A 20,527-nucleotide genomic window follows, 5' to 3' on the forward strand; every position below is an offset into this window, starting at 1 on the left:
AGCAGTATGGCATTGACAGGTATCGGAGCGGCAACCGTAGGCGGTACGCAGGACTGCGAGAGCGCGCAAGACCAGGCACTATCCGTCGACGCCAACCAGTCCAGCACGGATCTGAAGCATCTCGACACCAACAGTAATCAGACGGACGACCAGGACATCTCCGGAGACGTCGACCAGTCGCAGGAAGCGACCGGGGATCGGAACTGCCAGGAGCAGTCCGAGAGCCTCACCGCGGAGCAGAAGGCGAACCAGACGCTCGTGGGCGGGAGCAACAGCGACCAGACCGCTGACCAGGACGCGACCGCCGAGAGCGACCAGGATCAGTTCGTCGAGGACGGCGACGACAACTACCAGGACCAACAGTCGGCCCAGTGGATGAGCCAGCAGCTGATCCAGCTGTCGTTCTTCGGTAGCAACAACACCCAGAACGCCACGCAGGACGCCGACCAGGAGAACGACCAGCTGCAGGTCGTCGCGAACGGCGACAACAACACGCAGGACGCCGACAACGAGCAGAACATCAGCCAGAAGCTCGTCCAGTTCGTCGCCTTCGGTAGCGACAACACCCAGGACGCAGACCAGAACGCAGACCAGGTGAACGATCAGGACCAGATCGCCGTCAACGGCGACAACAACACGCAGGACGCCGACAACGACCAGGACATCACCCAGCGCGGCGCGCAGATCATCCTCTTCGGCGACGACAACGACCAGGACCTCGACCAGGACGCCGACCAGGAGAACTACCAGGACCAGATCGCCGAGAACGGTAGCGAGAACGACCAGGACGCCGACAACGAGCAGGATATCGACCAGGACGGCGGCCAGGTCGTCGTCTTCGGTGACGACAACGACCAGGACGCCGACCAGGACGCCGAGCAGAAGAACGACCAGGAGCAGATCGTCTACGAGGGCGACGAGAACACCCAGGAGGCCGACAACGACCAGACCGCCGACCAGCAGAGCGAGCAGCAGGTCTGGGTCGGTAACAACAACACGCAGGACAGCGACCAGGACAGCTACCAAGACAGCGAGCAAATCCAGGAGATAATCTTCGGCAACGACAACGATCAGGACGCCGACAGCGACCAGACCGCCGAACAGGACTCCGACCAGGACGTCAGCGGTGACCGCAACGTTCAGGAGAGCGACCAGATCGACGACCAGGACAGCGAGCAGTACCAGAACGCGACCGGCGACGACAACAAGCAGGACGCCGAGAGCGACCAGAACTCCTACCAGGAGAGCGACCAGGACGCTGACGGCGACGACAACGATCAGGACAGCTACCAGAACAGCGACCAGTCCAACGACCAGGACCAGATCGCGAGCGGCGACGAGAACGACCAGGAGCAGGACTCCGAGCAGGACAACGACCAGGACGAGGACCAGGACGCCGACGGTGACAAGAACGACCAGGACGCCGACCAGACGAACGACCAGATCAGCGACCAGTACCAGCAGTCGAGCGGCGAGAACGCCGACCAGGACCAGGACTCCGACCAGGACTCCGACCAGGACTCCGACCAAGACGCTGACGGCGACAAGAACAAGCAGGACAGCGACCAGGACAGCGAGCAGGAGAGCGGTCAGGACCAGAGCACTAGCGGTGACGACAACGAACAGGATCAGTACAGCGAGCAGGACTCCGAGCAGGACTCCGAGCAGGACTCCGACAGTGACGAGAACGTCCAGGAGAGCGACCAGGTCGGTGACCAGGACAGCGAGCAGGACCAGGACGCCGACGGCGAGGACAACGACCAGGAGCAGGACAGCGAGCAGGACGCTGAGCAGAACAGCGACCAGGACGCCGACGGCGAGGACAACGACCAGGACAGCTACCAGAACAGCGACCAGGAGAGCGACCAGGAGCAGAGCTCCAGCGGTGACGACAACGAGCAGGACCAGGAGAGCGACCAGGACGTCGAGCAGGACCTCGACCAAGAGGCTGACGGCGACGACAACGACCAGGACGCCGATCAGGTGAGCGACCAGGAGAGCGACCAGGAGCAGAGCTCCAGCGGCGAGGACAACGACCAGGACCAGGAGCAGAGCAGCGACGTCGAACAGGAGAGCGACCAGGAGGCTGACGGCGACGACAACGACCAAGAGCAACGGTCGGAGGTCGACGTCGATCAGGACCAGGAGCAGAGTTCGAGCGGCGACGACAACGAACAGGACCAGGAACAGGACGTCGAGGTCGACCAGGAGCAGGACCAGGACGCGGACGGTGAAGACGACGAGCAGGAGCAGAGCTCGGACGTCGACGTCGATCAGGAGCAGGAGCAGAGCACCTCCGGTAGCGGCAACGACCAGGATCAGAGCCAGTCGGTGTCGGTCAGCACCGACCAGGACCAGGACTCGGACGACGATGACGACGAGAAGAAGAGTCTGATTGCGCCCCTGGCGCTCTGAACGCAACCAGAACGACCGTCTTCATTTTTTAGCGATCCGGGGGACGGCGACCACCCGTCGAGTGTACTTACTCCCTGAACATCGAAGCCGAGGGAGTGTCCGTCGAGAGACCGATGGAGTCAGCAGAAGTTCTGCGTGGCGTACACCTTCCCCTCGGACGTGATGTAGAGGCCGATACCCTCCTTGTTCCAGCCCGCGGTCAGGATGTTCTCGCGGTGGCCCTCGGAGTTCATCCACTGGCTGACGATGCCGGCGGCCAGTTCGTCGGCGTTGTCGTGGTGGATGGTGCCGTCGTCGGTCCTGACGTCCGTGTCGTAGTAGGTGTAGGCGATGTTCTCGCCGCCGGTGTAGTACCGGGTGTCGGTGATGTACGCCCGGCAGTCGTAGCCGAACGTCTCGTACCGGTCCGACCGCGACTCCCCGCTCGGAGAGGTGTGACTGAAGTAGTCGTTCTCGGCCATGTCCCTGCTGTGGTACCGGGCGATCTCGCGGAGGTCGGTGTCGAAGTCGAGCGTGCCCAGGCCGTGGTCCGTCCGGCGCTCGTTGATGTACTCGTGGACGAGTCGCTCCACGCGATTCCTGTCGAGTTCCGAGAGGGGCGTCTCCTCGTCGACCGCTTCCCCGTCATCCCCCTCCCGCTCCGCGACGCCTTCGACCACGAGATAGCCCACGCGCTCGCCCAGGTGGGCGGTCTCGGCGTCGGCGCTGCGCTCCTCTTGAACCTTCACGTCGACCGACGAACCGGTCAGATTCCGGTACCGGACCGAGCAGGTGTTCGACCCCCGGAACGTCTGCACGTCGACCAGGAGGACGGGGTCCGCGTAGCTGTCGCCGAACTCGATGGTGGTCCAGGCGTCGCCGACGCCCGAGCGGGTCCCCGCCTCGTAGGCGCGGCCGTCGAGCGTCCCCGACCCGGGCTCGACCGCGAGGTAGCCGACGTCCTCGACCCGGTGAGGGCCCTGGGCCTCGGCCTCCTGGAGGCGCACCGAGAGTCCGGACGCAGACACGTCGCTGTGGCGCGTGACGACCGGCTGGCCGCCCGCGACCGTCTGGGACTGCGAGAACACCACGGGCGCCGACGAGAACGACGCGGAGAAGGCGACCGACTCCCAGCGGTGGTCGGTCCGGACCCGGCCGGTTTCGAGGGCGGTGCCGTCCGCGAGGGCGTACTCGCCGGGTTCGGTGGCGAGGTAGCCGACCGTCTCCTCGCGGTGGGCGCCGTCGAGGTACCCCCACTCCTCGACCCGGAGGTCGAACGCGTCGCTCCCGACGTCGCGGAGGCGGGGGGACGCGGGCTGGGGGCCCCGGTAGCTCAGCCCCGACGAGAGGACGACCGGGTCGGTCGACGACCCGGACAGCCCCACCGTCTGCCAGGTGTGGTTGACCGCGGCCGACCCCGCGTCGACCGTGACGGCGGGGGCCAGTGCCGCCGTTCGCTCGGCGACTGCGCCGAGGCCGATGCCGCCGGCGAGCAGTCCAGTCGCCCGGAGATAGCCGCGTCTGCTCAGTGATGCCTCTGATTCGGAGTTGACGCTCGTGTCGCGGACCATGCGCGTGGTCGGTGCTCCCACCAGTCGTTTAAAAATATTCTGCTTTCTTTGAAAACTAGCCCGCCAGATTACACGAACCGGAGAACGTCCGACGGACCGTCCGACGGTGCGCTCGGTCGGCCTGCCGACGCCCGCCTCAGTCGGCCTTCGCCGGCGCGTCGCCCCCGTGGTCGACGCCCGGGATGTTGCCGACGTCGACGTCGCCGTCGTCGCCCGCGGCGATGCCGCTGGTGATGATGGTCCGGATGCCCTCCTCGACGGTCATGTCGACGTCGTGGACCCGGTCCTCGGGGATGTGGGCGAGGTACCCGCCCATCACCGGGTTGGGCGCGAACGGGAGGAACATCGCCACGAGGCCGTCCTCGCCGACCGCCTCGCCGATGGGCTCCGGGGAGGCCGCGGTCTCGAAGCCCAGGATGTACGACCCCTCGCGGGGGTACTCGACGATCTTCACGTCCTCGAAGTTATCGGCGTCGCTGCCCAGCATCGCGTCGCCGACCCGCCGGAAGCTCCTGTAGACGGTGCCGACGCCCGGCACCGACGCCAGCGCCGAGTCGAGCGCGACGACGAGTCGCTCGCCGTACCTGACGTGGGCCAGCGTCCCGACCGCCACGACGGTTCCGATCAGCAGCGCGACCGCGACGAGTTCCGGCACGAAGTCGAACAGGAGGCCGTAGACGCCGAGTTCGATGAGCAGCTGTGAGAGCCACAGCGACTCGACGAACGCGACCAGTCCAGTCCACTCGAGGACCGCGACCAGCGGCGTGAGCGCGCTCGCGATGAACTCGATGATCATCGCCAGCACGTAGACGGTGACGACGAGCGGGACGATGATGGCGATTCCGGTCACCACGACGTCGAGCAGGCCGTCGTACAGCGACTCGCCGGTCTCCCGGACCGCGTCCGCGGGCGTCTCCCGACCTCTCATTTCCACCTACAAGTGGGCCGGCGGACAAAGTGATTCGGGCCGTACGCGGGCCTTGAACCGAAGATAGGCGCAACCAAACCGCCGCGGAACGAAAGTGCGACACCAGGACCGGACCCGCGGCCTCGCGTAATCGGTGTTACCGGGACGAACTCCTTACGAGTGGCGCGCCCCGGTCCCCGGCCGGTCGAGCGATTCGAGGTCGACGTCCCCCGCCGGCATCGGGACGCCGTCGTAGGGGTCCGCGTCGAGCAGCAGCGAGCCGTCGAGGTCGGCGTAGTCGAGCAGCGGCGCGAGGTGGGCCGCGGCCGCGATGGCGGCGTTCGACTCTATCATGCAGCCCAGCATCACCTCCAGACCGTGGGCCCGGGCGGCGTGGATCATCCGCTCGGCCTCGCGCAGGCCGCCGCACTTCATCAGCTTCAGGTTCGCGATGTCGGCCCGGCCGGCGATGCGCGGGATATCGTCGAGCGTGACACAGGACTCGTCGGCCGCGACCGGGAGGGCGGAGCGGTCCCGGACGAACGCCAGACCCTCCGGGTCGCCCGCGGGCACCGGCTGCTCGACGAACTCCGGGTCGTACTCGGCGAGCCGGTCGATCTTCCGGACCGCCTCGCGTGGCGACCACGCCTCGTTGGCGTCCACTCGAATCGCCGCGTCTGGCGCGTTCTCGCGGACCGTCGAGACGATCTCCTCGTCGCGGTCGGTGCCGACCTTGACCTTCAGGGTGGAGTAGCCCCGCTCGACCGCGGTCTCGGTCTTCTCGGCGATGCGCCCGGTCGTGTCGATGCCGATGGTGTAGGAGGTCGGGACCGTCTCGTCGGGGTCGAGCCCCCAGTACCGGTAGAGGGGCACGTCGAGGCGCTTGCAGACCAGGTCGTGTAGCGCGATGCTGACCGCGCACCTGGCGGCGGGGTTACGCTCGACGGTCTCGCGCAGTCGGCGCTCGATGCGGTCGAGCTGGTGGGGGTCGCCGACGCCCTCGACGACCGAGAGCAGGTCCGGCAGGACGGCCTCGACGGTGGCGGCGGTCTCGCCGTAGTGGGCCGAGGGCGCGGCCGCGCCGATGCCCACGGTCCCGTCGTCGTCCTGCACGTGGACGACCACGTTCTCGACCGTCTCCTGGGTCCCGCGCGCGATGGTGAACGCGTCCTCGAGTTCGAGCGACACCCGCTCGAAGTCGGTCGAGAGGCTCATAGTAGCGCGTCCAACACCTCGTCGGGGTCGAACCGGACCGGGTCGGTCGCGGGCGCGTCGAGTTCGTCGGCGAAGGTCGCTACCGCGTCGCGGGCCGCCGCGTCGTCGTCGACCGTCCTGGTGTTGAGCGCGCCGGCGACCACCTCGGTCTCGTGGACCGGCCGGGCGAGGTCCTCGTAGAGGTCGACGTACTCCGGAATCGGCGGCAGGTCGAAGCTCTCGTAGCCGTGGACGACCTCCCGGCCCGCCTCGTGGCAGAGCACGAGCGCGTCGGCCATCGACCCGTGGAGGATGGCGTCGGTCACCGGCGAGTAGGCAGGGTGGACGATGCTCCCCTGTCCCTCGACGAACAGGTAGTCGTACTCGTCGCCCCGCTCCAGTATCATCTCCTCGACCGCGCCGGCCGCGAAGTCCGAGACGACCCGGTCGACGGGCGTGCCCCACCCCTCGATCATGATGCCGGTCTGTCCCGTGGGGATGAAGCCGGCGTCGACCCCGCGCTCGCGGGCGGCCTCCAGCAGTTCGACGGTGGCGGTCATCTTCCCGACCGAGCAGTCGGTGCCCACGGTCAGGACGACTTCGGCGTCGACCTCGTCGGCGATCCCCTGTGCGACGGTCAGGTCGTCCGGCGGGTTCCGGACGTCCCAGACGTCGCAACCGTTCTCCGCGGCGAGACCCGCGAACTCCTCGTCGTCCTCCAGGAAGTAGTGGAGCCCCGATATCAGGTCGCAGCCCCGCTCGAGCGCGGCGGTCACGTCCGAGCGCCACGACTCGTCGAAGCCGCCGCCGATGGGCGCGATACCGATGATGAGCGCGTCGACCTCGGGGACGTCGGCCATCTCGGCGACGACGGGCGCGTTCTGGACGTCCGGCACGAAGTCCGAGACCCGGGACCCGGCGTTGTCGCGGTCGAGCACGGCCTCGACCTGGTAGTCGGAGTACCGGAGCAGCCCGACCGCGGTCTTCGCGCGGTCGGGGAACTTCTCGTGGGCGAGTACGGCGACTCTCATGGGTAGAGGGTGGGCGGAGTCGGGCTTAAAGGTCGGTGTGGCGGCACCGTGTTGGTCGACAAGGCGAGGAGTTGGGTTTGGAGAGTTCCGGCTACTCTCGCGTAATCGGACCGAATGCTACCGAATCGGTGAACACGGTTTCGAAAGCCCCCGCCCGGTCGCCACCGGAAGACGTTCCTGCTCGCCTTCGGCTGCGCGGGCATCCGACTTCCGAGGTCTCGTTTGCTTCGCTCACGAGACGGCCGCTGAGCGACATATCCTCCGCTCACTCCGTTCGCTCCGGATAGAGGTCGCTCAGACGACCACGTAAACGCGACCGGGCGGCCCCTTTCAGTCCACCGGAGGACAAACCGCGTCCTCCGAGCCTGCACTCGCTTCGCTCGTGTAGACACCCAAACGGTGTTAGGCGTCACCGAGCGACCGGCGGTGGCTTGGTCGGGACGCGACGAACGAAGTAGTCAGCCCACAATCGGCTTCTAAAGGCCAGTCACCGCGACTCCCGGGGCGGCGGCGCGTTCTCGGTCTCGCCCGGCGGCGTGCCGAGCCCCGGCGGTTCGGGAGCGGGATGCTCCAGCCAGCCTTTCTGACTGTGAATCGCCTGGTAGGCCCGGCGGAGCAACTGCTGGGAGGGGCTCCGGTCGACCTTCGGCCTGACCCGACCGTCTCGAATCGCGGCGGCGACGCTCTCGGGCGTGAGTTCGTCCGCCTCGACCTCGGTGTAGGCCCGACCGACCTCGACCGGGTAGTGGGCGTCGCTTCCGCCGACGAGCGGCAGGTCGCGCTCGCGGGCCAGCTGCTCGACCCACTCGGGCGGGTCGGTCCCCTTGCCGTTGACCTCGACCGCGTCGAAGTCGGCGTCGGCCTCCCGGACCGTGCTGTTGCGGAACGGATGGGCGATGACCGCGGCGCACCCCCGGTCGTGGGCCAGTTCGACCACCCGACTCGGCGACAGTTCGCCCTCCGGCGTCGACGCCGGCGGGTTCGGGCCGACGACGAGCGCGTGTCCGCGCGTGGTGGTCACCTCGATGCCGGGCAGGACCGCGACCGGGTCGCCGCCGAAGTCGAACTCGCGGTAGTAGTCGTGGTTGGTCGTGACGACCGCGTCGAGCCCCCGGTAGCTCGCGGCCGCCGCCAGCAGGCGCGCGCCGACGGGGTCGTAGGCCCGGCCGAGCGCGGGGACGCCGTGGAAGAACCGCGTGTGCGTGTGCAGGTCGACGGTGAACACTATGTCCGTTCTAGCGGCGAGAGGGAGTTATCGATTCGGGCCGACTTCGCGGACTCGACCCCGCGAGGAGCGCACTCACGCCCCGCCGCGCAGCGCCAGCCACGCGACGAACACGACGGTCGCGCCCAGTCCCGTGCTCGCCACCGCCTGCGCGCGGAGCCGGTCGAGCAGTTCGTGGGCGTCGTCGGTCACCTGCGCGACCTCGTACACCTCGCCGCCGAGCTCGCACCGCGGCAGGAAGTCCATCGCGACGTGGAGGAACACCCCGGCGGCGAAGCCGAAGACGACCGCGTTGACGGGGGCACTGCTGGGGAGGCTGAGTAGCGCGGCCGGAATCGCGGTGAGGCCGACCCCCGCGGCCGGGAGCAGCAGCATCGTGACCGGCTTGCCGGCCCGCCGGAGCCGGTCGGCCGCGGCGTAGCCCGCCGGCCCCTTGTGGGAGACGATGGCGAGGCCGAGCAGGTAGCCGACGTCGGTCATGTTGCCGTAGACGAGGCCGATGATGGCCCCCGCCGACAGCGAGTGGGCGGTGAGTTCCACGGCGGTGTGGTCGAACGGCAGGTCGGCGTGCATCGCCCGGTGGCCCAGCGTGTGGGCCGAGAAGCCCGCGAGCACGCCCGCGGCGATGCCGAACCCGCCGAACTTCGGATGGTGGCCGATGGCGCCGGGCACGATGAACACCGCCGCGCTGGTTATCATCGCGCCGCTGGCGAGCCCGTAGCCCCAGACGAGTCGCCCGGCGTCGGTCGTCGCCCCGGCGCGCTCGCCGAGGAACGCCGCCCCGCCCATCGCGGCGAACGCGATCCACGCGATGGCGACGACCTTCGTCAGGCCCGCCCCGAGCGCGAGCGGCGTGAGGGCCAGGAGTGCGAGCGGACCGACGAGGCCGAGGCGCGATAGTCGCATGTTGTTAAATCTAAATCTCGAATTAATAAGGCCGTCGGTTCCCGGAGCGGGCGCGAGCCGGTCGGGCGCGCGGGTCGACCGGACGAGCATCGGGCCGCGCAGACCCGTCGATGCGGGCACGACGCATATGACAGTCGAGCCCGTCGGCCCGGGCACGTTCGGCGGCTCGGACGCGCGGGACCTTCTCCGACCGCCGCTCCGGGCGTGAGCGCGAGGTGGGTGAAAGGCGCGTTTCACCCTCTGGAAGGCTTATTCCCCCGGGTTCCGGAGTCAGACGTATGACGGAGCTGACCCGACGCTCGGTCCTCGCGGCGGCCGGCGCGAGTCTCGCGCTCGCGGGCTGTCTGACCGACGCCCCGGACGGCAGTGGCGGCGAGAAGCTGACCGAGCGGACGACGACGGGGAGTCCCCCGACCGGAAAGCCCGGAACCGAGACGGGACCCGGCGAGACGCCGGCGGCCGGCGAAACCACGGGCGACTGGGTGGAGCGCCTCTCGAACGAGCCCGAGCCGAGCCACGGAATCGCCATCGAGAACGAGGCGGGCGTCCCCGGCACGTTCCGGGTCGAGGTCGTCCGCGAGGCGACCGGAGAGACCGTCTTCGAGACGACCCGGCGTGTCCGGCCGGGCGGGGAGGTCGCGGTGTACAACCTCCGGCAGGCCGACCCCGAGGGCGTCGAGCGCTTCGAGGTCTGCGCCGAACTGGTCGACGCGGGCGAGGCGGGGACCGGGACCGCCGAGGAACCCACGACGACATCTGCGACGACGACCGACGGGTCGGCCACCGCGACCGGCGAGTCGTCCACCGAATCCCGATCGACCGAGGCCGCCGCGAGCACCGCGGTCGAGACGACCACCGCCGACTCCTCCCGCCGCGACTGCGCGACCATCGCCACCAACGAGTGCTACGGGAGCGCGTACGCCAGGTTCGCGGAGGACGGGTCGGTCCAGCTCGTCTACGCCATCTGCTGAGTTCGGTTGCCCCGTCGGCGAACGGAGCGGTGTCGGACTCTTACGCCGTCGCCTGCTGGAACTCCTTCAGGCCGACGACCCCGCCGTCGAGGTCCTCGGCGGGGGCGTCGGTCGCGGCCCAGAACACGAGGTCTGCGGCGTCCCCGGGGTCCCGGCCCCGTCCGCCGGTCAGGTCCGTCGCCACGGTTCCGGGGTCGACGACGGCCACCACGGGGTCGACCTCGACGGCGAACTGCCGCACGACCGCCTCGGCCGCCGCCTTCGAGACCGCGTACGAGCCGTACCCCGATTGCGCATCCCGCGCCACCGCGCCGGAGGGGACCAGCACACGCGCTCCGTCGGCGAGGTGCGGCAGCGCCTCCTTGACCGCGGCGAAGACGCCCCGGGCGTTCGTCCGGAACGAGTCGTCGAACGCCGAGTAGGCGTCGTCGGCCAGCGGCGTCTCGCCGGGATCGCCGTGGTAGACGCCCGCGCAGGCGACAGCGACGTCGATGCCGTCGTCGCTCCGGCGGGCCGCGGTCTCCATCAGGCGCTCGACGTCGTACTCGTCGCGGACGTCCGCCCGCATCCCTTCGATGTCGCCGCCCTCCCCCGCGATGTCGTCGACCGCCGCGTCGAGCGCGTCCTCCTCCCGTGCGCAGGCCACGACCCTCGCGCCCTCCGCGGCGAACCGCCGGGCGACCGCCTCGCCGATGCCCCGGCTCGCGCCGGTCACGACCGCTGTCAGTCCGTCCATGTGCTTCCGGTGGGGCTCCGGACGCAAACCGGTTTCTGCGCCCGGCGGGGTCCCGCCGACGGCTCGACGCCCGGACCACTCCGCCACAGTTACGTCGGCCGAGTGCCGACCGTCGGCCATGTTCAGGCCGGGCCACTACGGCGTGGCGCTCGCGCTGTACGCCCCCGTCGGCGGCTGGCTGCTCGCTGCCGGCTACCCGTCGGCCGCGGTCGCGGGCGGCGCCGGCGTCCTCTGGCTGACGATGCTGCCCGACTGGGACACCAGGCTCCCGCTCGTCGACCACCGCGGGCCGACCCACACCCTCCCGTTCGTCGCGCTGGTGGCGGGCGTCGCCTGGCTCATCGTCGGTACGGTCGCCGACGCGACCGCACCCGCACTGGGTCTCGCCGGCGCCGCGGCGGGACCGGTGTCGCTCCGGGCGTTCGCCGCCGGCGTCGCGGCGCTGGCCGTCCTCGCGCACCTCGCGGCCGACCTGCTGACGCCGATGGGCGTGGCGGTGCTGTGGCCCCTCTCCGGGCGGCGCTACTCGCTGTCGGTGACCACCGCCGACAGCGCGGTCTGGAACTACGCGCTGTTCGCGCTGGGCGTCTTCGCGACCGCCGCGGCGGCGTACCTCGGCGCGGAGCTGCTGGCGGGCGCGCCGGCGCGGTAACTCGGAGCCGAGGTGGTGGTCCGGCGCCCGACCCGGAGCGCGTCCGTCCCGCGGACGAATCTGACCCTCGCGGGGCGACAACCCTTTTCAGCGCGTCGGCCCTGTTTCCGATATGACGCGGGACTCGAACGACGCGCCGCCCGGCGAGCGGGACAGCGGCCCCACGCTCGCCGACGACGTGCTTCTGGCTCCGCTCCGGGAGACCGACGACCCGGTGCTGACGACCGGGGAGGTCAGCGACACGGTCCCGTTCGGCCGGCGGTCCACGGCCGAGGGGCTCGAACGGCTCGCCGGCGAGGGCGTCGTCGAGCGCAAGTCGGTCGGCGACGGCGCGGTCTGGTGGCTGCCGGGCCACACCGACACGAACGAGCGCCGCGGGCCGATGCCCGGCGCGACCCGGGAGTACGACGGCGGCCTCTCGACCCGGCTGGAGAACGCCATCTCGACGCTCTCGGTGCCGGACGAGCGCGAGCGCGGCGCGGTGTACGCGGCCTGCTACTTCCTGTCGGAGTACGGCCCGGCGAACCCCGAGACGCTCCGGGCGGAGGTGTACGCCAACTACCCGGCCGGTCACGACGACGCCGAGTCGTGGTGGACCGAGGCGATCAGGCCGGCCCTGGCCGCGCTCGACGAGGTCGAGCGCGACGGCGACGAGTGGCGGATCGCCCCGGTCGACGAGTAGCGCGGCGAGCGCGGCCCGGCCTCCGGTCCGGTCGACTCCCGACTCCGTCCGGCGGTCACCACTCCCGGTAGGTCAGCTCGTCGGCCTTGTTGGTGACCGCCTGCATCATGCACCCGTGGCAGACCCAGACGTCGCCGCCGGTGCGCGACACCAGCCGGGTCCCGTCGGACTTGCGGGATTCGCAGATGTCACAGACGCGCATGACCCGTGTTAGCCCCTCGAAGGTTTCAATCTCTCGGGGACTCGGCCCGTTACCGTCGAGGAGACCGGCGCTCGACCACTGCGGCGCCCGCGGAGTCCGCGGGAGGCGACCGCCGACTCGGCCCGCAGCCGACCGGACCCGACTCGGCCGCCGGCGCGCCGGCGGATTTTTGGGCCCGAGGTTCGACGTATCGCCGTGATGAGCGTTCGAGGCGACGGTCGGCGGTCGGGGAGGGACACACCGTGCTGACCGAGTGGTTCGTCCGCGTCGTCGGCCACGACCCCGTGATGCAGGGGCTGGCCGGCGGCGTCGTCATCGCGGCGATGAACACCCTGGGCGCCGCGCTGATCGTGGCCTGGCCCGACCCCTCCGACCGGGCGCTCGACGGGACGCTCGGATTCGCCGCGGGCGTGATGCTGTCGGCGAGCTTCACCAGCCTCCTCCTGCCGGGCATCGAGGCGGCGTCCGAGCCCGGGTACCGGGCCCTCTCGGTCGGCGGAGTCGAACTGGCCGGCGTCCTCCCGGTGCTGCTGGGCTTCGCGCTCGGCGTCCTCCTGCTCGACCGGGCCGACCAGTGGGTGCCCCACGTCCACGTGGTCATCACCGGCCGGGGCGGCGCCGCGGCCGACGAGACGCGGGCGGACGAGGCGCAGTCGGAGGCCGACGACACCCGGCGGAGCGACAGCTTCGAGACGTCGGCCGACGCCGAACCCCGCATCGAGGAGGACACCGCGACCGGGCGGGAGCGACTCGCCCCCGACGACGCCCGGACCGCCTCGGTCCTGCTGTTCATCGTCGCCATCACCATCCACAACATGCCCGAGGGGCTCGCGGTGGGCGTGAGCTTCGGGTCGGGGAACGTCGGCGACGCGCTCGTGCTGATGCTTGCCATCGGCGTCCAGAACGTCCCGGAGGGGCTGGCGGTGTCGGTCGCCGCGGCCAACGCCGGGTTCGGGTCGCTGGCCTACGCCGCGTTCGCGGGCGTCCGGGCCGGTCTCGTCGAGATCCCGCTGGCGGTGCTCGGCGCGGTCGCGGTGGGGCTCGCCGCGCCGGTGCTCCCCTACGCGATGGGGTTCGCGGCCGGCGCGATGCTGTTCGTCATCAGCGACGAGATCGTGCCCGAGACCCACGCCCGGGGCCACGAGCGCGTCGCCACCCTCGGCACGATGCTCGGGGTCGCGGTGATGCTGTACCTCGACATCGTGCTCGGGTGACCTGTCGGAAGCGGTTATCACGGTGGGACTCGTCTCTTCTCCCGGGAGACCATGGAGCACGTCGAGTACGTCTACACGTTCGGGATGACCGACGCGGAACTGGACGACCGCCTCCGGGCGGGCGAGGCGGGCGTCCTGTCGCTCGCCGACGGCGGCGACGCCTACGGCGTCCCGGTCGGCTACCACTTCGACGGCGAGTCGCTACTCGTCAGGCTCGGCGACAGCGAGGGCAGCACGAAGATGGAGTACCTCGACGCGACCGAGACTGCCACGCTGGTCGTCTACGAGAAGGAGAGCGACGAGGAGTCCTGGAGCGTCGTGGTCCGCGGGACGCCCCGTGAGCTACCGCCGAAGCCCGACGCCGAGGTCAACGAGGAGTTCGAGCCGTTCCGGCTCTTCGACGAGGACATCGAGGACGTCGAGGCGGCGATCTACGAGCTGGAGATGGACGAGGTGACCGGACGGCGGACCGACTGACCATCGTTTCATTGCCACGCACAACCCCTATCCTTCCCCGGTCCCAAGGAGTACCCATGAGCGAGAAAGGCAAAGCGAAGGCCGACGACCTGCCCGACTCCGACGAGGAGTGGCGCGACCGGCTGAGCGACGAGGAGTACCGCGTCCTCCGGGAGGCCGGGACCGAGCGACCCTTCTCGGGCGAGCACGTCGACCGGAAGGACGACGGCAGCTACGCCTGCGCCGGCTGCGGCGCGGAGCTGTTCGATTCGGAGACCAAGTACGACTCGGGCTGCGGCTGGCCGAGCTTCTACGACGCCGACGACGACCGCATCGAGACCCGGCGGGACACCAGCAAGGGGATGGACCGGGTCGAGGTGCTGTGCGCGGAGTGCGGCGGCCACCTCGGCCACGTGTTCGAGGACGGGCCGGAGCCGACCGGCAAGCGCTACTGCATCAACTCGGTCGCGCTGGACTTCGAGGACGAGGACGGTTCGAGCGCCGACTGACGCGAGCACCGGATCCAGCGGCGGCCGACGGAGGGACGAACCCGGACCGACCGACGCGGGCGACCCCGCTTCACACCCGGAGCCGGACCGTGCTATCGGTGAGGTTCGAGACGTACCGGTCGGGGAGGCGGTGGACGTCCTGGGAGACCGGCCCGTCCCAGCCGAGTCCGGCCACCGCCTCGTCGTCGGCGTCCGGTTCGACCGAGACGTACATGTCGCCGTCGCGAACGTCCTCGACGGTGCCGATCTCGACGCCGCTCTGGGCGACGACCCGCTTCCCGATGTGGTCCTCGGAGTAGTCGGCCATGACCACCGGTAGGGGCGCCGCGTCCGAATGCGTTCGGGCCGCCCGGAACCGAGCGGTGGGACGTTACCGATATTCGGCGGGAGCGTGCCACCGCGAGTCACACTTATGGCCGCACGGAGACTACGTCGAGACGAGAACAGATGAGCCGAACCGCCGGCGACGGGCCGACGAACACAGGCGCACCGACCCCCGGAGGTGGCGACCCGGACGCCGCCGAGTTCGAGCGACTCCGGACCAGGAAGAAGGAGCGCCATGGCAACGCCGAGCGCGCCGAGGTCCGGGACGTGTACGTGGGCGAGCGCCGGGTGGTCCTGACGGTCGGGTTCGACTGGACGACGGACACCGAGCGACTCGCCTACGACCTCGACGACGACCGGGACGTGCTCAAGCTGGAGGCGCTGGCCGAGTCGAAGGGGTTCGACTTCGAGCAGGTGTCGTTCCTGACGGGCGAGACGCTCCCGGTCGTCTACACGGGCGACCGGTGGGTGCCCGAGGCCCACCTCGCCCACGCCGAGGGCGAGGGGTCGGCCCGCGAGACGTTCCTGACCGAGCTCCGGCTGCTCGGGCGGGAGCTGGCCCGGTCGCCGTCGGTGCTGCGCCGGCTGGTCCGCGTCTCGCGGACGATGACCACCAAGCAGCTGGTCATCGCGGTCATCATCGTGAAGAAGGTCGTCATCGTCGCGCTGATCGCGTGGCTGGTGCTGTAGGCCGCCGGGCGCGGAAAGCGTTTTGCCGCCGCCGGACCTGGACTACCACATGTCGAATCCGGTCCCCGCGGAGGTCGAGGAACTGCTGACCAGCGAACCGCTGATGGCCCACTTCGCCACCTGCTCGGGCGGGAACCCCCACGTCGCGCCGGTGTGGTACCACTACGACGACGGCGCGATAGAGGTGCTCACGATCGGCCGGAAGCTCTCGAACGTCCGGGAGAACCCGCGGGTCGCGGTGTCGGTCCAGAAGGACGAGGGCGGGCAGGCCCGGTGGATGGTCACCCTCCGGGGGACCGCCACCGTCGTCGAGGACGAGGACGAGACCCGCGCGGCGGCCGGGCGCATCAACCCGAAGTACGGCGCGGACGGGGACGAGTACCCCGAGAACGTGCTGGTCCGGGTCGACGTCGGGTCGGCGAGCTACCAGACGTACTGAGGCTGTTTCCCCCGGCGGACTACTCGATTGGGAACCGCAGGATGGCGGCCATCCCACCGAAGGCCTCGTCGAACCGCCGGCCCCCGTCGAAGTCGGTCGGCACGACCACGCAGTCGCCGCCCTCCTCGGTCGCCCGCTCCTGGACGTCCCGGACCGCCTCGAACGGGAGGTCGGCCGACACCAGCGCGGTCTCGACCGCGTCGTACTCCAGGGCCTCGTCGACCGCCTCGCGGCCGTAGACCACGTCGTCGCCGGCGGAGCCATCGCCGTCGGCGTCGCCGCCCGCGCCGCCGGCGTTCCCGGCGTCGAGCGCGTCGAAGAACCGGTCGAGCGCCTCGCGCATCTCCCGGCGCTCGGCGTCCTCGATGCGGTCGCTGGCCTTCTCGACGAGCTGGTGGAGCCCCTGCTCGGAGGCGTACTCGACCGACACCGGGTCGCCGACCAGCATCTCCTCGAGCCGGTAGTCGAGGTGGTCGCCCTCCCGGAAGTCGTCGACCGTCACGTCCGTGCCCCCCAGCAGGAGGCCGTCGACGTCGCTGGACGCGCTCGCCGACTCGTCGTCGTGTTCGCCCAGGAACGCGCGTCGGGCCTCCTCGCCGACCGACTCGAAGAACTCCTCCTTCTGTCGCTCGCGCTCGCGCTCGAACCGCTGGGCCGACTGGCCGCCGGCCTTGGTCTTGCCCATCACGTCGCTCTCGAACGTCTCGATGACCTGCACGTCGTCGTTCTCGGTCAGGCCGAGCGCCGCGCCGCCGCGCTCGACGACGAGCAGGCCGAACGTCTTCGAGGCGCCGGCCGCCGCGTCGAGCACGTCGGTCCGGAACTCGTTGCCGCGCTCGTAGACGAACTCCGAGACCGGCGACGGCAGGTCGTCGAAGACGTACTCGACGACCTCGCCGTCGACCACGCCGGCGTAGACGACCAGTCCGTTCTCGGGCGTCGAATCGCGGTGCTGGAGCACGCCGCGAGCGGCCTCCAGCGCGTCGAGGTACGCCGCGTCCTCGCTCTCCTCCTCGATGAACTCCGACTCCGCGCGGTCCTCCTCGACGCGTTCGAGGGCCTCGCCGACCGTGCGGTCGGGCGGAACCGCGACGGTCAGCAGGTCGTCCGCGGTCGCTTCGGCGTCTTCGACGCGCTCGATTCGCTCGTGTCGCTCGTAGTCTTCGATGTCCATCGTATCGTGTCGTCGCCGGCACCGCAGTTCCCGGCAGGTCGTCCCGACCGGCGGGGACGCCAGCGACCTGAACCCCCGTGAGCAACCGTCTACGCCGCACGGCCGATTGAGGGTTTGGGCCGAAAGCGACCGTCGAGTCGCTCGGGGTCGCAGTGCGGCCCCTTAGTTGTGCGAGTCGTCGTGGACGTTCGTAAACTCGAAGCGCGCGCCGCCCGCCTCGCTCTCGGTCACCCGGCAGTCCCAGTCGTACACGTCGACCAGCTCCGCGACGAACGCCAGCCCGAGCCCGGTACCGCCCTGCTCGGCCGCGGTGGTGTAGCCCTCCTCGAACACCTTCCGGCGGTCGTCGGGGGAGATGCCCTCCCCGTCGTCGGCGACGTAGAATCCGGTTGGGAGTTCCCCGACCGTGACGGCGACGTCCGAGCCGCCGTGCTCGACCGCGTTCTCCAGTAAGTTCCGAAACAGGTGGCGGACGTACGTCTCGTCGGTCCGTATCGTGCGTTCGAGTTCGACGTCGAGCGTCGCGTCGGGCGCGCCGATGTCGTCCCACACGCCGCGCGCAACGTCGTCGAGCGACGTCGGGGTCCGCTCGCCGACCGCCTTGCGGCCCCGGGTCAGCACGAGCATGATGTCGATCATCCGCTCGATGCGGTCGAACGCCTCGGTGACGTAGTCGACGGCGTCCGGCGCCGCCTCCTCGGGGAGCTGCTGGCCGTATATCTGGCCGATAGTGACGGGGTTGCGCAGCTCGTGGGCCAGCATGCTGGCGAAGCTGTCCAGCCGGTCGTTCTGGCGCTGGAGCCGGCGCTCGCGGTCGGTCCGTTCGAGCGCGGCCTCCGTGGTCGCCGCGACGAGTTCCACGAGTCGCTGCATCTTCCCGTCGAACGTCTCGTTGTCGGCCGCGCCGACGACGAGTGTGCCGTGGTCACCGAGGGAGACGGCCATCGACCGGTAGTCGTCGGGGTCGGTCGCCGCCACGCCGGACGCGACGAGTCTGGTCTCGCCTTCCGCGAAGGCCGTCCAGACGGGCGAGCCCGACCCGGCGGGAATCGGCGATAGCTCCTCGAGTTCTCCCCCGGACCGGACCGACGAACTTATCGGTTCGAGAACGCCCTCCGAATCGTCGAAACCGTACACGGCAGCATCGTCCAGCGCGATGTCCCGGGTGAGCATCTCGGCGATGATGTCGCTGACCCCCTCCGGAGTTCCCGTTTGGAGCAACTCGTGCGTCGATTCCTGGAGCGCGGTGAGCGTCTGCTCGCGCTCCTTGCGCCGTATCGCGGCGATGGCGTGGCTGACCGTCTCGCCCAGCTCTCCCAGGACGGCTACCTTGCGCTCGTCGAAGGCGGACCGGGTCTCCGCGTACACCGTCAGCACGCCGTACTCGACTCCGTCGTGCGCGAGCGGGACCGTGACCGCCGACCCGTAGCCCTCCGCGACCGAGGTCTCGCGCCACGGTTCGCCCTCGGGATCGCTGCCCAGCCGCTGGACGGGCTGGACCGTCCCGGTCTCGAGCGCGGTCGTGCCGACGCCCTTCTCCATGTCCTCGGCGTCGTCCGCGGTCCGGATCGCGTCGAGGTAGTTCTCGCTGATGCCGGCCCACGCGCGGGGCGTGATGTCCGTGTAACCGTCGGTGTACTCCGCCGTCCACGCGGCCGAGTACGTGCTGGACGCGGCCAGCCGGTCGCACACCGCCTGCTCGATCTCCTCGCGCGACGTCGCCGCGACGAGTGCCTGGTCGATGTCCCGGATGACGGCGTTGATCTGGTCGAGTTCGTCCAGTTCGTCGCGCTGCTCGCGGAGCCGCTGTTCGTACTCGTGGCGCTCGGTCATGTCCCGGGTGACCTTCGCGAACCCCCGGACGTCGCCCTCGTCGTCGTACAGCGCGGTGATGGTGACGTTGGCCCAGAACCGGGCGCCGTCCTTCCGGACGCGCTCGCCCTCGTCCTCGGTCCGTCCCTCCTCGGCGGCGGCCGCGAGGTTCCGCTCGGGGCGGCCCGCCTCGCGGTCCGCATCGGTGTAGAAGGTCGAGAAGTGCTCGCCGACGATCTCGTCCTCGTCGTAGCCCTTGAGCTGTCTCGCACCCTCGTTCCACGTCTGGACGACGCCGTCGGCGTCGAGCAGGAAGATGGCGTAGTCCTTGACCTCGCGTACGAGGGTCTCGAACCGCTCCTTCTGCTCGCGGAGCCGTTGTTCGTACTCGTGGCGCTCGGTCATGTCCCGGGTGACCTTCATGAACCCCTGGAGTTCGTCATCGTCGTCGTACAGCGCGGTGATGGTGACGTTGGCCCAGAACCGGGCGCCGTCCCTCCGGACGCGCCAGCCCTCGTCCTCGACGCGCCCGTTCCGCTCGGCCTCGTCGAGATTCCGCTCGGGGATGCCCGCCTCGCGGTCCGCGTCGGTGTAGAAGGTCGAGAAGTGCTCGCCGGCGATCTCGCCCTCGTCGTAGCCCTTTATCTGCTTCGCGCCGTCGTTCCACGTCTGGACGACGCCGTCGGCGTCGAGGACGAAGATGGCGTAGTCGGTCACGGCTTCGACCAGTTCGTGGAACTGCGTGTGCTCGAGCGCGGCGCCCGTGTTCGTCCGCTCGGTTCGGGTGAATCGGGACGGTCGCCACCAGACGCGACCGTCGGACCCGACCGCTTTGGACTGGAGTTCCCCCCGCTCGGCGAGGGTTTCGAGGTTGCTGGCGGCCGTGCCCGTCGTGCAGTCCAGCGCGTCGGCGATCTCGGCCGTCGTGAGCGGAGTTTCGGGGGTGTCCCGCCGAGTGAACACGCCAAGCGTCTCCGCGAGTGTGTGTTGCGGCGACCCTGACGTTCCCATTGCCCCTTCGAACCCACCGTGCCCGTATAAGTTCCCCGAACGGATGGCCGCTCGTAGCGTCGAGCGGTACTCGGAATGCGGGTAAAGCCCTTATACGAATCGGCGTGGTACCCCGAGAGCGACCCATGCCCGTCATCCACTTCGAGGAGGCCGACTCGCCCGAGCGCACCCGGATCGGCGAGGGCATCGTCAAGTTCGCCCGGCAGGCCGACCGCCTCGAGACCGGCCGCGCCGAGGGCAAGTACTTCCTGAACCACGCGGACGGCTGCGGCGCGGGCAGCGAGGGCATCGGGGCCGGCGAGGAGTTCTTCTTCGACACCGACACCGGCGAGATACTCTGCGCCGACCACGGCCGCGCGCGGAAGGAGGAGTGCGACGCGGAAGCGCGCGAGAAAGAGCGCGAGAAGTGACCGCCCGACCCGCGGCG

Annotated in this window: 21 protein-coding genes; 10 read left to right on the forward strand and 11 right to left on the reverse strand. The window is 69.9% G+C overall.

The genetic code is table 11. From position 1 onward, the window contains the following. The first annotated feature begins 6 nt into the window (after positions 1-6). Positions 7-2,415: a hypothetical protein gene (locus DVR07_RS10625; RefSeq protein ID WP_162829507.1), complete on the forward strand. Its 2,409-nt coding sequence runs from the start codon at positions 7-9 to the stop codon at positions 2,413-2,415. A gap of 119 nt (positions 2,416-2,534) precedes the next feature. Here DVR07_RS10625 and DVR07_RS10630 read toward each other — a convergent pair whose 3' ends face one another. The 6 genes from DVR07_RS10630 to DVR07_RS10655 form a co-directional block, all read right to left on the reverse strand. Continuing rightward, positions 2,535-3,965, reverse strand: a complete 1,431-nt coding sequence (locus DVR07_RS10630; RefSeq protein ID WP_205254523.1) for a CAP domain-containing protein — start codon at positions 3,963-3,965, stop codon at positions 2,535-2,537. Between the two features lie 136 nt (positions 3,966-4,101). Next, positions 4,102-4,893, reverse strand: coding sequence for a DUF502 domain-containing protein (locus tag DVR07_RS10635; RefSeq protein ID WP_115797140.1), 792 nt, complete (start codon positions 4,891-4,893; stop codon positions 4,102-4,104). 153 nt (positions 4,894-5,046) lie between these two features. Beyond that, on the reverse strand, positions 5,047-6,087 hold the full coding sequence (locus DVR07_RS10640) for a dipeptide epimerase (protein WP_115797142.1): 1,041 nt from the start codon (positions 6,085-6,087) through the stop codon (positions 5,047-5,049). Continuing rightward, positions 6,084-7,097: a DUF1611 domain-containing protein gene (locus DVR07_RS10645; RefSeq protein WP_115797144.1), complete on the reverse strand. Its 1,014-nt coding sequence runs from the start codon at positions 7,095-7,097 to the stop codon at positions 6,084-6,086. Before DVR07_RS10645 ends, DVR07_RS10640 begins: the two co-directional genes overlap by 4 nt. Positions 7,098-7,584: 487 nt before the next feature. Beyond that, positions 7,585-8,322, reverse strand: a complete 738-nt coding sequence (locus DVR07_RS10650) for a CehA/McbA family metallohydrolase (RefSeq protein WP_115797146.1) — start codon at positions 8,320-8,322, stop codon at positions 7,585-7,587. A gap of 75 nt (positions 8,323-8,397) precedes the next feature. After that, on the reverse strand, positions 8,398-9,228 hold the full coding sequence (locus DVR07_RS10655; RefSeq protein WP_115797148.1) for a ZIP family metal transporter: 831 nt from the start codon (positions 9,226-9,228) through the stop codon (positions 8,398-8,400). Between the two features lie 278 nt (positions 9,229-9,506). Between DVR07_RS10655 and DVR07_RS10660 the strand changes: the two genes are divergently transcribed. Beyond that, on the forward strand, positions 9,507-10,199 hold the full coding sequence (locus tag DVR07_RS10660; RefSeq protein WP_115797150.1) for a hypothetical protein: 693 nt from the start codon (positions 9,507-9,509) through the stop codon (positions 10,197-10,199). Positions 10,200-10,239: 40 nt separating this feature from the next. On the opposite strand, the gene DVR07_RS10665 is transcribed toward DVR07_RS10660, so the two are convergent. Further along, on the reverse strand, positions 10,240-10,935 hold the full coding sequence (locus DVR07_RS10665; RefSeq protein ID WP_115797152.1) for an SDR family NAD(P)-dependent oxidoreductase: 696 nt from the start codon (positions 10,933-10,935) through the stop codon (positions 10,240-10,242). 118 nt (positions 10,936-11,053) lie between these two features. On the opposite strand from DVR07_RS10665, the gene DVR07_RS10670 reads away from it, so the two are divergent. Together DVR07_RS10670 and DVR07_RS10675 are read left to right on the forward strand one after the other, a co-directional pair. After that, positions 11,054-11,587 carry a metal-dependent hydrolase gene (locus tag DVR07_RS10670; RefSeq protein WP_115797154.1) on the forward strand — a complete coding sequence of 178 codons (534 nt, stop codon included), beginning with the start codon at positions 11,054-11,056 and terminating at the stop codon, positions 11,585-11,587. Positions 11,588-11,699: 112 nt separating this feature from the next. After that, entirely contained in the window at positions 11,700-12,269 is a 570-nt protein-coding gene (locus DVR07_RS10675; protein WP_115797156.1) for a hypothetical protein, read from the forward strand. Positions 12,270-12,324: 55 nt separating this feature from the next. On the opposite strand, the gene DVR07_RS22105 is transcribed toward DVR07_RS10675, so the two are convergent. Further along, positions 12,325-12,471 carry a hypothetical protein gene (locus DVR07_RS22105; RefSeq protein WP_165881750.1) on the reverse strand — a complete coding sequence of 49 codons (147 nt, stop codon included), beginning with the start codon at positions 12,469-12,471 and terminating at the stop codon, positions 12,325-12,327. A gap of 287 nt (positions 12,472-12,758) precedes the next feature. Between DVR07_RS22105 and DVR07_RS10680 the strand changes: the two genes are divergently transcribed. The 3 genes from DVR07_RS10680 to msrB are packed head-to-tail and all read left to right on the forward strand — an operon-like array spanning position 12,759 to position 14,650. Next, a complete protein-coding gene (locus DVR07_RS10680) occupies positions 12,759-13,685 on the forward strand; it encodes a ZIP family metal transporter (RefSeq protein ID WP_115798316.1) in 927 nt (308 codons plus the stop codon). Positions 13,686-13,736: 51 nt separating this feature from the next. Continuing rightward, positions 13,737-14,162 carry a pyridoxamine 5'-phosphate oxidase family protein gene (locus DVR07_RS10685; RefSeq protein WP_115797157.1) on the forward strand — a complete coding sequence of 142 codons (426 nt, stop codon included), beginning with the start codon at positions 13,737-13,739 and terminating at the stop codon, positions 14,160-14,162. Between the two features lie 56 nt (positions 14,163-14,218). Continuing rightward, positions 14,219-14,650, forward strand: coding sequence for a peptide-methionine (R)-S-oxide reductase MsrB (msrB, locus tag DVR07_RS10690; RefSeq protein ID WP_115797160.1), 432 nt, complete (start codon positions 14,219-14,221; stop codon positions 14,648-14,650). Positions 14,651-14,720: 70 nt separating this feature from the next. Here msrB and DVR07_RS10695 read toward each other — a convergent pair whose 3' ends face one another. Next, positions 14,721-14,957 (reverse strand): hypothetical protein, encoded by a 237-nt coding sequence (locus DVR07_RS10695; RefSeq protein WP_162829508.1) that lies wholly within the window; start codon positions 14,955-14,957, stop codon positions 14,721-14,723. Between the two features lie 140 nt (positions 14,958-15,097). On the opposite strand from DVR07_RS10695, the gene DVR07_RS10700 reads away from it, so the two are divergent. Next, positions 15,098-15,664: a hypothetical protein gene (locus tag DVR07_RS10700; protein ID WP_193570131.1), complete on the forward strand. Its 567-nt coding sequence runs from the start codon at positions 15,098-15,100 to the stop codon at positions 15,662-15,664. Between the two features lie 49 nt (positions 15,665-15,713). After that, positions 15,714-16,103, forward strand: coding sequence for a pyridoxamine 5'-phosphate oxidase family protein (locus tag DVR07_RS10705; RefSeq protein ID WP_115797164.1), 390 nt, complete (start codon positions 15,714-15,716; stop codon positions 16,101-16,103). 19 nt (positions 16,104-16,122) lie between these two features. Here DVR07_RS10705 and DVR07_RS10710 read toward each other — a convergent pair whose 3' ends face one another. After that, positions 16,123-17,277 (reverse strand): Vms1/Ankzf1 family peptidyl-tRNA hydrolase, encoded by a 1,155-nt coding sequence (locus tag DVR07_RS10710; RefSeq protein WP_115797166.1) that lies wholly within the window; start codon positions 17,275-17,277, stop codon positions 16,123-16,125. 162 nt (positions 17,278-17,439) lie between these two features. Continuing rightward, positions 17,440-20,100, reverse strand: a complete 2,661-nt coding sequence (locus DVR07_RS10715; protein ID WP_115797168.1) for a PAS domain S-box protein — start codon at positions 20,098-20,100, stop codon at positions 17,440-17,442. Positions 20,101-20,225: 125 nt separating this feature from the next. On the opposite strand from DVR07_RS10715, the gene DVR07_RS10720 reads away from it, so the two are divergent. Then, positions 20,226-20,510, forward strand: a complete 285-nt coding sequence (locus DVR07_RS10720) for a hypothetical protein (RefSeq protein ID WP_115797170.1) — start codon at positions 20,226-20,228, stop codon at positions 20,508-20,510. The last annotated feature ends 17 nt before the right edge of the window (positions 20,511-20,527 follow it).

The sequence above is a fragment of the Halorussus rarus genome (genome assembly GCF_003369835.1).
In the GTDB taxonomy this organism is placed as follows: Archaea; Halobacteriota; Halobacteria; order Halobacteriales; family Haladaptataceae; genus Halorussus; species Halorussus rarus.